Genomic DNA, 13013 nt, shown 5'->3' on the forward strand with positions numbered 1-13013 from the left:
GTGACGCATCACTCCAGCTCGATTCTCCGCTGCCCCCAGATCTCCACGCTTCCATCCGTGCCCTCGATTTCCATACCCAGCCAGTACATCCCCGCGGGCATTGTAGTCGCGGCCACATTCGCAGTGAAGCCGACGTGAGGATGCGCCCCATCGGTCGAGCGATCGCGCAGGAATCTGGCCACCCACGGGTTGCTCTGCCCATATTCGGCCTCGGCCACCACCTCGCCGTCGAGCGTGATCCGTACCGCCGCGACGCCGACGCCGTCCTTGATCGCCCAGCCGGTTGCGCGAAAGCGTCGCTCGACACGTTCCCCGGTGCCCGGGGTGTCCATGTGCGCGACGACCGGCGTCGCGCAATCGGCATCGGCGCTGTCGGGGACCGGCTCGAACCGCAACAGCAAGAAGCGTCGCCCGCCGTGATCGACATTGACCGTCTCCGGCGCCGTCAACGGACCGAAACGCCGGCACAGGACGTGGTAGCGGTCGAGCAACTCGCTGAATTTGACGTCGTCTGTGCCGACCACGAGCAACACCGGCGTACCGGCCAGTTCCGGCACGCCGCGCGTCTCCAGGCCCCACAGGCGCAGCTGCGGCGCGCGGCCGTGAGCGCGGTTGAGCGGATGATCGAGCACCAGGATGCGTGGATCGCCGAGTGCGAACCCGAGCTCCGCACCCACCTTGAAGTTGTCGGCGACGATGCGGGTGCCCGGCGGCATGTCCGCCTTGGCTTCGGCCACCGCAGCCGCGAGTGTGGTCCAGCCGGCGAAATTGGACGGATACCACTTGGTGGCGGCGGTGCGCTCGCGCACGGTCGGCGTCGACACCGTCGCGTAGTAACCGAGAAAGAGCACCAGGCCCAGCGCGGCCGTGGCCCAGGTTGCGACGCGCGCCGGTCGCGGCCACGCGGTCAGCAGCGCGGGCAGCAACGGGATCAACGCGAGATAGCCCGGCAACGGCCAGTGGAAACTGACCCGCTCGGTATCGGCGAAGAAGCCCAGTGTGAAGAAGCCGCCGATCAGCAGCCCACCGAGCAGTGCGAACAAACGCGACGCCGCATTGCCCCGGCGTGCCTGCCAGGCCGCTGCCAGCAACGCGACGAACAACACCGGCGTCGCCACCGCGGCCTGCACGGGCAGGAACTCGATGCCTTCCGGATGCAGCGCCCAGGGATGCCGGTCGACCAGCTGGAAGCGCAGACCGGCCTCGGCGTTGTCGAGATTCCAGGCCAGCAGCGGCGCCCAGGCCGCGGCGCCGAAGGCGATCGCGATCCAGATTCGTGGATCGCGCAGCGCGCGCCGTCCTTCCGGCAGGACCAGCAAGGCCACGATGCCCACGCCGATCACCGCGATGAAACGGTAGTGGCTCAGGGCTCCGATCGCCAACCCCGCGGCGAGCAGCAGGGCACTGCCGGCATCGACCCGTCGGATGAGCCGTGCGGCCGCATCCATGCACATCAGCGTCGCCAGCGTCATCGGCACGTCGGGCAAGGCCAGCAGGCCGAGGGTGCCGGTCAGCGGCAGCAGCACCACCGCGATGCCGGCCAGCCAGCCGGTGCGCGCGTCGAACTCACGCGAAACCAGGCCTGCCATCCACCACGGCAGCACCGCCGCGATCAGCAGGAATGGCCCGCGCACCGCCAGCAGGTGATCGCCGCCGATCTCGGTCCCCAGGCGGATCAACCAGGCGGTCAGCCCCGGCAGATCGGAGTAGGCCCAGGCCAGATGCTGGCCCTCCTGCCAATAGAACGCCTCGTCCACGAACAACGGCAGCCGTGTGGCGAACACGATCTTGAGCACGGTCACCGTGGCCCACAGCGCGATGAAGATCTCGCGTGCCGACCAGAGACGCACGTCGAAACTCCGGCTGATGTCAGTCGGCATCCTCATGCGACCTCGTTACACTCCAATGGACGATGTTGATGCCTGCGGCGGTGGGGGACGCGGGCGACGGCAGGGGTGCGCCCGCCGGATTCGCCGCCCCATCGGATGGAGACGACGAATGACCGGATCGACCGCACACGCCGACATGCTAACCGACGCCCTCGCAGCTTCGCTCGGTGCGGCACAGGATCAGGTGAACGGCCTCGTGCTCGGCAAGGCCTATGAAGTGCGCCTGGCCTTCGTCGCGTTGCTGTCCGGAGGACATGTGCTGATCGAAGACCTGCCGGGCCTGGGCAAGACCACACTGGCGCACGCGCTCGCCGCCACGCTGGGGCTGGAGTTCCAGCGCGTGCAGTTCACGTCCGATCTGTTGCCCTCGGACATCGTCGGCGTGTCGGTCTACGACGCGTCGTCGCGGCAGTTCGAGTTCCACCAGGGGCCGGTCTTTACGCAAGTGCTGCTGGCCGACGAAATCAACCGCGCGCCGCCACGCACCCAGAGCGCCCTGCTCGAGGCGATGGCCGAGCGCCAGGTCAGCCTGGATGGCGCCACGCACATCCTTCCCGAGCCGTTCTTCGTCATCGCCACCCAGAATCCGCTCGATCTCGCCGGCACCTACCCGCTGCCCGACTCGCAGCTCGATCGCTTCCTGCTGCGCCTGAGTCTGGGCTACCCCGGCCGCGATGCCGAGCGCGCGTTGCTGTCGGGCACCGACCGCCGCGAGCTGATCGCGCAGGCGCTGCCGATCCTCGGACCCGACGAGGTCCTCGCCCTGCGCGGCGCCGTGCAGCGTATCCATGCCAGCGATGCCCTGATCGACTACGTGCAGGCGCTGATCGCCCGCAGCCGCCATCACGGCGGCGTACGAATCGGCCTGTCGCCCCGCGCCGGCATCGCCCTGCTGCGCGCGGCGCGCGCCCACGCGTTGCTGCTCGGGCGCGGCCACGTGATCCCCGAGGACGTGCAGACGCTGTTCGCGGCGGTGGCCGCGCACCGGCTCGTCGCCGAAGGGGACGGCGACCCCGCCGCGCTGGCCAAGGGCATCCTGCACGCGGTGTCGGTGGACTGAGCCGCCATGGCCGCTTCACCGCCGCTCGCGCTTCGCGAGCGCATGCGACGCCTCGCCCGGCCGCGCGTGCCCGAATCGCTGCCGGCACGGCTGGATCGGCGCCGCGTCTATGTGCTGCCGACCGCATTCGGGTGGTTCTTCTTCGCGCTGCTGCTGACGATGGGCATCGGCGCCCTCAACTACAACAACAACCCCGCCCTGCTGCTGTGCCTGCTGCTGGCCGGCGCCACCCTGGCCAGCCTGCTCCACGCCCACCTGCAGCTGAGCGGACTGACGGTGCAGGCGATCGGTGCCGAACCGGTCCCGGCGGGCCGCCCGCTCATCGTGCGGCTACATGTGCGCGCCGATCCACGCCGCGCCCGACGCGGGCTGGAAGCACGCGCGGAGGCGGCCACCGCCGCACTGCATCTCCACGACGGTGCCGGCGAGGCGGCTTTGGCGTTGCCCACAGCCCGCCGCGGCCGGCTAGACCCGGGCCGCCTGCGCATCGCCACCACGCGTCCGCTCGGGCTCGCGCGGGCCTGGGCATGGGTCTGGTCGGACACTCCGTTACTTGTCTACCCGGCGCCGGAACCCCACGGCCCCGGACTGCCGCTGGGCGACGGTGACAACGCACAGGCGCGCCTGCATCCGGCAGGCGACGATGTGCATCATCTGCGCAACTGGCGCCGCGGCGACCAGCGCCGGGCGATTGCCTGGAAAGCCACAGCCCGGCGCGGGCAATTGCTGGTACGCGAATACGAACAACCGCGCGGCGCCGATGTGGTCCTCGCCTGGGACGCCACCGGCGAACTCGGCTACGAGGACCGGATCCGTCGATTGGCGCGCTGGATCGACGACGCAGAACGCGAGCAACGGCGCTACCTGCTGCGGCTGCCCGCCCAAGCCGATCTTGGCCCCGCGCGTGGTACCACGCACCGCCACGCCTGTCTGCGGGCGCTGGCGCTGATGCCGGAACGCGGACATGGCTGAGGCCACGACGCCCGCCGGACGCGCGCCGCTCCCCGCCACCGCACGTCTGTGGGCGCTTGCGGCGTCGTTCGCATGCCAGTTACCGCTGTTGCTGCAATTGCCGGGCCTGCAGGGGGCGGCGATCGGCGGACTCGCCGTGGCCGTGGCCGCGCTGTCGTGGCGCCGCCGCCTGCCGGCCCTGGCCCGACTGGCGCTGGCGCTGGCCGCGATCGGGCTGGTGCTGGCCGCCGGCGGCATGAGCTTCGGGCGCGACACCGGCTGCGCCCTGCTCGCCGCGATGTTGGCGATCAAGCCGGTCGAACTGTTCACATGGCGCGATGCCCGCAGCCTGCTGGGCTTCGCCTTCTTCGCACCGTTCGCGACATTCCTGCTCGACCAGGGGCCGCTGTCGCTGCTGCTCGGCCTCGCCGGCGCATTGGTTGCGCTGGCGGCACTGTGGCGGCTGTCGGAGCTGGAGTCCGTCGTGCCCGACCCCGCCGACACGCCGCCGGCGCGCGCGCTCGGCGGGCGTCTCTGGCAGGTCGGCAAGCTCGTGCTGATCGGCCTGCCGCTCGCGCTGTCGGCATTCTGGCTGTTTCCGCGCCTGGCCTCGCCCCTGTGGGGCGTCCCCGAACGCGCCGTGGCCCGCCCGGGCCTGTCCGGCGAGATGGCCCCGGGCGAGTGGCTGGACCTGATGGCCGACGACACCCCTGCCCTGCGCGCACGCTTCGTCGACGCGACCCCGGAACGCGGCCAGATGTACTGGCGCGGCCCGGTTCTGCTGGATTTCGACGGCCGCCGCTGGACGCGCTCGGAGTCGATGGCGATCGCGCCGCCTGCGCCGACGCGCCGAGATGGCCCGGTCTGGGAGTACGAACTGGAGCTCGAGCCCACCGAGCGCCCGTTCCTGGTCGCGCTCGACCTGCCGCTGGCCGCGCCGGCCGACGCACGCCTCACCGCCGACTACAGCCTGCTGGCGTGGAGGCCACAGACCTCGCTGCAACGCTGGCGGCTGCGCTCCGCCGCCCCCTCCACGTTCGACGCGGACCTGGAACCCGTCGCACGGGCGCTCGCGCTGCGCCTGCCCGACGGCTTCAATCCGCGCACCCTCGCGCTGGCCCGGAGCTGGCGCGCCGAGGCCGGCGACGGCCCCGATGCCGACGGCGTACTGATCGACCGGATGCTGACCTGGGTGCGGCGCGACTTCACCTACACCCTCGCCACGCCGCTGCCGGGCCGGCACGGCGTGGACGAGTTCCTGTTCGACCAGCAGGCGGGATTCTGCGAGCACTACAGCGCCGCCTTCGCGGTCTTCATGCGCGCGGCCGGCATCCCTGCGCGGGTGGTGACCGGCTACGCCGGCGGCTACTACAACCGCTTCGGCGATTACTGGCTGGTGCGCCGCAACGATGCCCATGCCTGGGTCGAAGTCTGGCTCGACGGGCGAGGCTGGACACGTGTCGACCCGACCGCCGCGGTCGCGCCCGAACGCATCCTCGACACGCTGGCCGACCTGCCGGCCGGAGGCGCCAATCCGCTCCTGCCGTTTTCGCAGATGTGGGACATCGGCGACTGGATGCGTCGCGGCTGGAACGATTTCGTCCTCGGCTTCAACGCCGCCCGCCAACGGCAGTTGCTGCGACCGCTGGGCGCGGGCGACCTCGAAATGCACCAGTTGATCGTGTTGTTCGCCGCGCTCGGCGGACTGGCGCTGGCGTGGATGCTCTGGCTGGTGGCGCGCGGCGAGCGCGAGCGCGACCCGGTGCTGCGCGCCTGGCACGCGCTGGGCGCGCGTTACGCGCGCCACGATCTGGCGCCACTCCCGCACGAGCCCGCCACGACCTGGACCGCGCGCGTGCTGGCGGCGCGTCCCGGAGAGACCGCCCTGGCCATGCTCAGCGCGCGTTTCGAACGTTGGCGCTACGCTTCCATCCAGACGGATCCGGCCGCGGGACGGCAACTGATCCGCGACCTGACCCGGCACCGCCCTGCGGAGACTTCCCGATGACCCCCCGGACCCTCGCTCTTCCGATCGCCCTGGCAGCGACCACGCTGCTGCTTGCCGGCTGCGTCACCGCACCCGCGCCGCTGCAGGGCGCCTATGCACCGGTGTCGCCCGATCAGGTCGGCCCCGGCGCGAATCCCCAGGTCCAGGTCCGCTGGGGCGGCCGCGTCGTGGAGGTCAACCCCGGCCCGGACCGTACCTGCTTCCAGATGCTGTCGATGCCGCTCGATACCAGCGGGCGGCCGGTCAGCGGCGGCAACCAGACCAGCGGTCGCTTTCTCGCTTGCCGCAGCGGGTTCTACGATCCCGCGTTGTTCACCAGCGACCGCGAGGTCACCTTCACCGGCCGCGTGGCCGGGCACGACCAGGTCCGCATCGGCGAGTACGACTACACGCTGCCGCGCCTGGACGCAGACGTGGTCTATCTCTGGCCCGAACGCGTCGACGTGCAGGTGATCCACCATGATCCCTACCCCTGGGGCTGGGGTCCGCGCTGGTGGTGGTACTGAGCACCACGCGCGTCGCGCGACGACCGCAACCCGCATTGAAAAAGGACCGCTGACAGGCGGTCCTTTTTCTTCGGGCGATCACCGGGCCACAGGCGCTCAGGCGGCACCGAACCGTCCCAGCGGTGCACCGGCCAGCAAATGCAGGTGCATTTGATACACCGTCTGCCCGCCGTGGTCGTTGCAGTTCATGACCACCCGGTAGCCGTCCTCGGCCAGCCCCTGCTGGCGTGCGTACTCCGCGGCGGCCAGGGCGAGCCGCCCGATGAGCTCGGCCTGCGACGGCTGGGCGGCGTCCAGGGTCGGGATCGTGTCCTTGGGAACGAACAGCACGTGCACCGGCGCCTGCGGCGCGATGTCGCGGAAGGCGATCATGTGATCGTCTTCGTAGACCACATCGGCCGGAATTTCGCGGCGAATGATCTTGTGGAACAGGGTGTCGTCGGCCATGGCGTGTGCGCGCGGAGGTTCGGGGGATGGCGGCATCCTACTCCGCCGCGACCACCGCCGCTCAGGCGACTTCGCTGCGACTGCCGAAGGCGTGCGACAACGTGCCGCGGTCGACGTACTCCAGCTCCCCGCCCAAGGGCAGCCCGTGCGCCGGACGACTCGGCCGCACACCGTGCTGGCGCGCCAGCTGGGCCAGATAGTGCGCGGTGGCCTCGCCTTCCACGGTCGGGTTGGTGGCCAGGATCAGTTCGCGGGTCTGGCCGTCGGCCAGACGGTCGCCGAGACGATCCAGGCCCAGCTCGCGTGGGCCGATGCCGTCGAGCGGGCTCAGCCGTCCGTGCAGCACGAAATACAGCCCGCGGTAGTCGGTGGCCTGCTCGATCGCCAACCGGTCGGCCGGCGACTCCACCACGCACAGCAGTTGCGGGTCACGCGCACTGCTGGCGCAGACCGGGCAGACCGGCGTCTCGCTGAAATCCCGGCAACGCTCGCAGTTGCCGATCCGCTCCATCGCCGCCTCGAGCGCGCCCGCCAGCCGGCGCCCGCCATCGCGCTGGCGTTCCAGCAGGTGGTAGGCCATGCGTTGCGCGGATTTCTGGCCGACGCCGGGCAACACGCGCAGGGCGTCGATCAGTTGCTCGAGCAGGGGTGCGGTCATGCCCCGCCTCCGCCGACACGGGCCTTCAAGGCCTGCAGCCGACCGACGGCTGTCGCGACGCGTGACGCGTGGTCGAGTGGATCCGCGATGCTGCCGAGGCCGTTGCCGATCGCGTCGACTTCGTTTCGTGCCGCTTCGATGGGCCACAGTTCGCGCACCAAGGCGTCGAAGGCATCGCCGAACCCCGACGGGTCACCGCGCAGCGCATCGGTCACAGGATGATCCCCGGGGCGTCCGTTGGGCACGCTTCGGCCTCAGAACGGCATCTTCATGCCCGGCGGCATCTGCATGCCGGCGGTGGCCGCGCCCATCCGCGCCTGCGACTCGGTGTTGACCTTGTTGACGGCATCGTTGATCGCCGCGGCGACGAGGTCTTCGGTCATCTCGGCATCGGACAGCACGCTCGGATCGATGCGCACCTTGCGACACTCCATGCGGCCGCTGAGGGTGACGCTGACCATGCCGCCACCGGCACTGCCGGTGACTTCGAGCGAGGCGAGCTCTTCCTGCGCACGCTGCATGTTCTCCTGCATCTTCTGCGCCTGCTGCATCAGCTGGGCAATGTTTCCACGCATATCGGAATCTCCTGGCAGAGGCCGCCCGAGGGGACGGCCGTGGTTCGTTCAGCGGTCGTCGACCGGCCGGATGGAATCGGGCACCAGACGCGCGCCGTGCTGGGTCATCAACCGTTGCACGTCCGGATCCTCGAGAAAGGCGCGCTCGGCGTCCTGCTGGCGGGCATCTCGAGCGTGGGCATTGCGGGCGTGCAGGGTCTGCCCGCCCGCAGCGGCGCTTTCGAACCGGATCGACGGCGGCGCGCCCAGGTGCGGTGCGAGCGCATCCGCGAACTGGTTCACCAGCAACGGCGTCTTGAGGTGATCGTCGCTGGCCGGCAAGGCCAACCGCAGCACTCCGCCCTCGTAGCCGACGAACGCGGTGTGCGCAGCCAGTTCACGGACCGGACCGCGTAGGCTCAGGCGCACCACGAGGTCGGGCCACTCGTCGGCCTGCAACCGCACCTCGGGCGTTTCGGCCGCCTGCGGGATCGCGGTGCGGACATCCGCAGCCTGCATGGGCGACGCGACGGACGGCGCCGGGGTCGCCGCCACCTCAGGTGGAGCGGGCGGCAGCGGCGCCGGCATGGGTGCCGCTGCGATCGCCGGTACGCCCGCCGCGCTCGGGGCCGGCGCCGACATTTCCGCGACGGGCCGGGGCTGCGCAGGCGGCGGCGAGACCGGCGGCGGAGGGTGCGGCGCCCGGGCCTCGTGCCCACGCGCCACGTCGTCGGACCATGGCGGGGCGTCGTGGTCCGCATCCCGATCCCGCATCGGCGTCGGTACGGCGCGGGCCTGTGCGGGGACCACCGGCGCAATCGAGCCTGCAGGCGTGGCCGGCGGCTCCCTGCGTCGCGGCGATGCCGCGGGCGGTGGCGCGGCATCCGGTGTCCGCCTCGAGGGCGCCGACAGGGCGCCATCGGCCTCCAGTGCCGCACGCGCGGCGGCGGCGGCATCCAGGCCGCGCGCCGACGGTGCGGCACGCACGCCCCGTGCAGCGCCACTCGGCCCGGTCGGCGCACCGACGGCGGCCGGAGCGCTCGACGCCGACGCCCCGCTGGGCGCACCCTCCAGCGGCCGGAACGCGAGCATCCGCAACAGGCTCATCTCGAAACCGGTCCGCGGCGCCGGCGCCAGCGGCATCTCGCGACGACCGTCCAGCGCCATCTGGTACCACAACTGGACCACCTCGGGCCGCAACGCATCGGCGAGCGCATCGAGATCGAGCCCTTCGGGCTCGAGGGCGGCGCCGGGCACCAGTTGCCGGATCTGGACGCGGTGCAGGGCATCGGCCAGCGCGTCGAGCACCGCGCCCCAGTCGGGCGAGAATTCGGCCAGGGTCGCCACTTCCGCCAGCAGGCGCTCGCCGTCGCCGGCGGCCAGCGCGTCGAGCAGCGCACCGACCCGGGTCCGGTCCACGGTGCCCAGCATCGTGGCGACGCCCGCGTCTTCCAGTTGTCCGCCGGTGTAGGCGATGGCCTGGTCGAGCAACGACAGGCCGTCGCGCAGGCTGCCATCGGCCGCACGTGCGATCTGGCGCACCGCGCCGGGTTCGAACGCGATCGCTTCCGCCGCCAGGATGCGGCCGATCTGACCTTCGATCTGGTCCAGGTCCAGCCGCTTGAGGTTGAACTGCAGGCAGCGCGACAGCACGGTGACCGGAAGTTTCTGGGGATCGGTCGTCGCCAGCAGGAATTTCACGTGTTCCGGCGGTTCTTCCAGCGTCTTGAGCAGCGCGTTGAAGGCCGACTTCGACAGCATGTGCACCTCGTCGATGAGGTACACCTTCACCCGTCCACGCGACGGCATGTACTGCGCGTTGTCGATCAGCTCGCGCACATCGTCGACACCGGTGTTGCTGGCCGCGTCGATCTCGAGCAGGTCGATGAAACGCCCCGCGTCGATCGAACGGCAGGTCTCGCATTCGCCGCACGGGTCGGCGGAGGTACCCGATTCGCAATTCAGGCTCTTGGCGAAAATGCGCGCGATGGTGGTCTTGCCGACTCCGCGGGTGCCGGTGAACAGAAACGCATGATGAACGCGGCCCGACGACAACGCGTTGGTGAGCGCGCGGACCACGTGCTCCTGCCCGACCAACTCGGCGAAACGCTTGGGACGCCACTTGCGGGCGAGGACGAGGTACGACATGGCGTCATTCTGCCATGCCCGTCCCCGGCTTCCGCGCCGGTCCGGCGTTCCTTGTCGGCAGCCGGTCCTGGGGCTAGAATGCTCGACCCTGCGCGCCGCCACGAACGGCAGCCGCAGGCCCGAGAGGAGAGGTGTCCGAGTGGTTGAAGGAGCACGCCTGGAAAGTGTGTAAGCGGCTAAACCCCGCTTCGCGGGTTCGAATCCCGCTCTCTCCGCCAACATCCATCGCAGGCCCCGTGCCGCGATCGGTCTTCCATGGTGGCCCCGTCGGCCCCTCGCGACGCTAGATCGAAAATCCCGCCAGGGCCGGAAGGCAGCAACGGTATCGGTCGATGCGGGCGACGAGGTCAGTCGGCGGGGCCACCGCCTTTTCCGGCACCGGTGCCGCGCAGCGCAGGCGCCGCGCGCACCGCCTCGCCAGGCTGGACGAAGCTGCCGTTCGCCCGCACCTGGGCGCGGCGAACGACAATGGCCGGTGCCACGAACCGGGTCAGTCTTGCCGGTCGTCGGGCGCAGGCACGATCGCCAGCGCATCGGGCTCGTCACCGGTCGGCCAGCGCTCGACCACGGTCCAGTCGCGGGTCGAGACCACGGCGATCTCGTTGCCGCCGCTGACCGCCACGTAGACCCGCGGCCGGCGCGGATCGGCGACCACGCCGATCGGCAGCGCCGCCTGACCGAGCAGGGTGTCGCGGTAGTCGCGCCCGGCCTCGGCCAGCGGCACGCTCGCCACCAGGGCATGCGATGCCGCATCGAACACCGCCAGCGTGGCGGCGCGCGCATTGGTCACCAGCGCGTGGCGCCCGTCCGGGGTGAACACGACCCGGATCGGGAAGCCGGGACTGTCGAGCGTGGCCACGATGTCCAGCGTCTCCGGGTCGTGCAGGGTGACCGTATCGTCGGCGCGATTGGTCACCCACACGCGGCCGTCCGGGCCCACCTCGATCCCCTCGGCACCCCCACCGGCGGGTCGCTCCAGCACGGTGCCGCCCACCAGGTCCACCCGCACCACGCTGCCGGCGCGGATCTTGCTGACATAGGCCGTCGCACCGTCGGCGGACAAGGCCACCATGTGGCCGACGCCATCGCCCACGTCGAAGGTGCGCTCCACACCTGCCGCCGGGTCGACGAGCACCAGCGTTCCCGTGGCCTCGGTGGTGACCAGCATCCGCTTGCCGTCCGGCAACCAGCGCACGCCATGCGGCCGCCCATGCGGCGAGAGGTCGAGGCTGCGCACGGCACCGCGTTCTTCGATCGCCCCGCCCAGGCCCATGATGCCCAGGCTGCGCCCCGCCTGATCGTGGCCGTATTCGGTCACCACCGCTGTCCGCCCGTCGGGCGATACGGCGATCTCGTGCGGGGCGGCACCGGTGACGATTTCCGCGCGACGCGTGCCGTCTTCGAGCGAGAGGCGCCACACCGTGTCCGCCGCCTTGTTGCCGACCAGCAGGTCGCCGGCCATCGCCGGCACGGCGAACAGCGCCGCGGCCAGCAGCATCGCCATCGGACCGGGAGACAAGATGGCGCGCATCACCCCGTTCTTGATGTGCATCGCGTGCGTGTTCGGCGTCATGGCCGACCCTCGCCCGTGCCCTCGTCCGGATGCAGCCAGCCCGCGTCGCCGTCGGCATAGCGCTCGTGCTTCCAGATCGGCACGTCCTGCTTGATCGCATCGATGATCGCCCGGCACGCGTCGAACGCGGCGCCGCGGTGCGATGCGGACACCCCGACCCAGACCGCCAGATCGCCGATCGCCAGATCGCCGACGCGGTGGACGCACACGGCGGCGTGCAGACCATGTTCGGCGCGCAGGCGCCCGACGATGCGCGCGCCTTCGGCCTCGGCCAGCGCGGCGTAGGCTTCGTAACGCAGCCCGTGCACGCCGCGTCCCTGATGGTGGTCGCGCACCCAGCCTTCGAAGACCGCGCAGGCGCCGGCGGCCGGATGGCGCAGACCGGCGTGCAGGGCTGCCGTGTCGATCGGAGTGTCGGCAAGACGGAACGCGAACTCGTCGGACATGCTCAACCTCCGCTCACGGGGGGAATGAAGGCGATCTCGGTCTCCGCGCGGGGCGGGTCGCCCCAGGTCGCGAACGCGCCGTCCACCGCGACCCGCAGGCGCTCGCGCGGCAGTACGAACCCATGACGGGCGCGCAGATCTTCGTAGAGGGCAGCCAGGTTTTCGGCATCGGTATCCACCGCTTCCTGCGCGATTCCGGCGGCATCGCGCAGGCTGGCGAAGTACAGCACCTGCACCCGGGTCATGCCGCCGCTCCCACGTCGCGCTTGCCGCCGCGCTTCGCCACCAGCTTCGCCGGTCCGATCACGATCGCGTGGGACAGCGCCTTGCACATGTCGTACACGGTCAGCGCGGCCACCGTGGCGCCGGTCAGCGCCTCCATTTCCACACCGGTGCGATGGGTGGTGCGCACGGTGCATTCGATCAGCAGGACGCGCTCGCCGTCCCAGTCGATGGTCAGACGCGCGCCGTCGATGGGCAGCGGATGGCAGAACGGGATCAATTCGTGGGTCCGCTTGACCGCCATAGTGCCGGCGATGATCGCGGTATCGACGATGCCGCCCTTGGCGCTGCGCAATCCACTGGCGCGCAACTGCTCCGCCACCGCGGCGGGAAAACGCACCGCACAGCGCGCGGTCGCGCTGCGCGCGGTGACCGCCTTGGCGGAAACGTCGACCATCGTCGGCCGCCCCTCGGGATCGATATGGGTCAACCGGGGCGCGGCGGCACGGCGGGAACTCGAACGGGAACTGGCAGCGGACATACGGATGGGC

Annotated in this window: 14 protein-coding genes, 1 tRNA gene and 1 other RNA gene; 6 read left to right on the forward strand and 10 right to left on the reverse strand. The window is 70.9% G+C overall.

Features of this window, described 5'->3' with window-relative positions:
• Nucleotides 1–8: 8 nt before the first annotated feature.
• The gene (locus RG19_RS10265) at nt 9–1886 is read right to left on the reverse strand and encodes an ArnT family glycosyltransferase (RefSeq protein ID WP_425599695.1); all 1878 of its coding nucleotides are present in this window, start codon (nt 1884–1886) and stop codon (nt 9–11) included.
• A 112-nt stretch (nt 1887–1998) separates the two neighbouring features.
• Between RG19_RS10265 and RG19_RS10270 the strand changes: the two genes are divergently transcribed.
• Genes RG19_RS10270 through RG19_RS10285 form a run of 4 tightly spaced genes read left to right on the forward strand, consistent with a single transcriptional unit; the run spans nt 1999 to nt 6414 of the window.
• Nucleotides 1999–2949, forward strand: a complete 951-nt coding sequence (locus tag RG19_RS10270) for an AAA family ATPase (protein ID WP_058835195.1) — start codon at nt 1999–2001, stop codon at nt 2947–2949.
• 6 nt (nt 2950–2955) lie between these two features.
• Nucleotides 2956–3921 (forward strand): DUF58 domain-containing protein, encoded by a 966-nt coding sequence (locus tag RG19_RS10275; RefSeq protein WP_238376619.1) that lies wholly within the window; start codon nt 2956–2958, stop codon nt 3919–3921.
• Nucleotides 3914–5908, forward strand: a complete 1995-nt coding sequence (locus tag RG19_RS10280) for a transglutaminase TgpA family protein (protein ID WP_058835196.1) — start codon at nt 3914–3916, stop codon at nt 5906–5908. Before RG19_RS10275 ends, RG19_RS10280 begins: the two co-directional genes overlap by 8 nt.
• Entirely contained in the window at nt 5905–6414 is a 510-nt protein-coding gene (locus RG19_RS10285; protein ID WP_058835197.1) for a Slp family lipoprotein, read from the forward strand. The genes RG19_RS10280 and RG19_RS10285 overlap by 4 nt, the downstream gene beginning before the upstream one ends.
• 96 nt (nt 6415–6510) lie before the next feature.
• Here RG19_RS10285 and RG19_RS10290 read toward each other — a convergent pair whose 3' ends face one another.
• The 5 genes from RG19_RS10290 to dnaX all read right to left on the reverse strand — a co-directional run bounded on the left by RG19_RS10290 (nt 6511) and on the right by dnaX (nt 10221).
• Nucleotides 6511–6861, reverse strand: coding sequence for a histidine triad nucleotide-binding protein (locus RG19_RS10290; RefSeq protein WP_058835198.1), 351 nt, complete (start codon nt 6859–6861; stop codon nt 6511–6513).
• A 61-nt stretch (nt 6862–6922) separates the two neighbouring features.
• Nucleotides 6923–7519 carry a recombination mediator RecR gene (gene recR / locus RG19_RS10295; RefSeq protein ID WP_058835199.1) on the reverse strand — a complete coding sequence of 199 codons (597 nt, stop codon included), beginning with the start codon at nt 7517–7519 and terminating at the stop codon, nt 6923–6925.
• Nucleotides 7516–7734: a hypothetical protein gene (locus RG19_RS10300; protein ID WP_058835200.1), complete on the reverse strand. Its 219-nt coding sequence runs from the start codon at nt 7732–7734 to the stop codon at nt 7516–7518. Before RG19_RS10300 ends, recR begins: the two co-directional genes overlap by 4 nt.
• Nucleotides 7735–7773: 39 nt before the next feature.
• A complete protein-coding gene (locus tag RG19_RS10305; RefSeq protein WP_058835201.1) occupies nt 7774–8094 on the reverse strand; it encodes a YbaB/EbfC family nucleoid-associated protein in 321 nt (106 codons plus the stop codon).
• Between the two features lie 48 nt (nt 8095–8142).
• Nucleotides 8143–10221: a DNA polymerase III subunit gamma/tau gene (dnaX, locus tag RG19_RS10310; RefSeq protein ID WP_058835202.1), complete on the reverse strand. Its 2079-nt coding sequence runs from the start codon at nt 10219–10221 to the stop codon at nt 8143–8145.
• Between the two features lie 125 nt (nt 10222–10346).
• Between dnaX and RG19_RS10315 the strand changes: the two genes are divergently transcribed.
• Both RG19_RS10315 and ffs read left to right on the forward strand, forming a co-directional pair.
• A tRNA-Ser gene (locus tag RG19_RS10315) sits at nt 10347–10439 on the forward strand.
• Nucleotides 10440–10485: 46 nt separating this feature from the next.
• Nucleotides 10486–10582: signal recognition particle sRNA small type (gene ffs, locus RG19_RS17260), an RNA gene on the forward strand.
• 129 nt (nt 10583–10711) lie between these two features.
• Here ffs and RG19_RS10320 read toward each other — a convergent pair.
• Genes RG19_RS10320 through moaC form a run of 4 tightly spaced genes read right to left on the reverse strand, consistent with a single transcriptional unit; the run spans nt 10712 to nt 13003 of the window.
• Nucleotides 10712–11794, reverse strand: coding sequence for a Vgb family protein (locus RG19_RS10320; protein WP_238376620.1), 1083 nt, complete (start codon nt 11792–11794; stop codon nt 10712–10714).
• Entirely contained in the window at nt 11791–12240 is a 450-nt protein-coding gene (locus RG19_RS10325) for a molybdenum cofactor biosynthesis protein MoaE (RefSeq protein ID WP_425599696.1), read from the reverse strand. The genes RG19_RS10320 and RG19_RS10325 overlap by 4 nt, the downstream gene beginning before the upstream one ends.
• A gap of 2 nt (nt 12241–12242) precedes the next feature.
• Nucleotides 12243–12485 carry a MoaD/ThiS family protein gene (locus RG19_RS10330; RefSeq protein ID WP_058835204.1) on the reverse strand — a complete coding sequence of 81 codons (243 nt, stop codon included), beginning with the start codon at nt 12483–12485 and terminating at the stop codon, nt 12243–12245.
• Nucleotides 12482–13003, reverse strand: a complete 522-nt coding sequence (gene moaC / locus RG19_RS10335; RefSeq protein ID WP_058835205.1) for a cyclic pyranopterin monophosphate synthase MoaC — start codon at nt 13001–13003, stop codon at nt 12482–12484. Before moaC ends, RG19_RS10330 begins: the two co-directional genes overlap by 4 nt.
• Nucleotides 13004–13013 lie beyond the last annotated feature (10 nt).

The organism is Luteimonas abyssi, from assembly GCF_001482195.1.
GTDB classification, from domain to species: domain Bacteria; phylum Pseudomonadota; class Gammaproteobacteria; order Xanthomonadales; family Xanthomonadaceae; genus Luteimonas; species Luteimonas abyssi.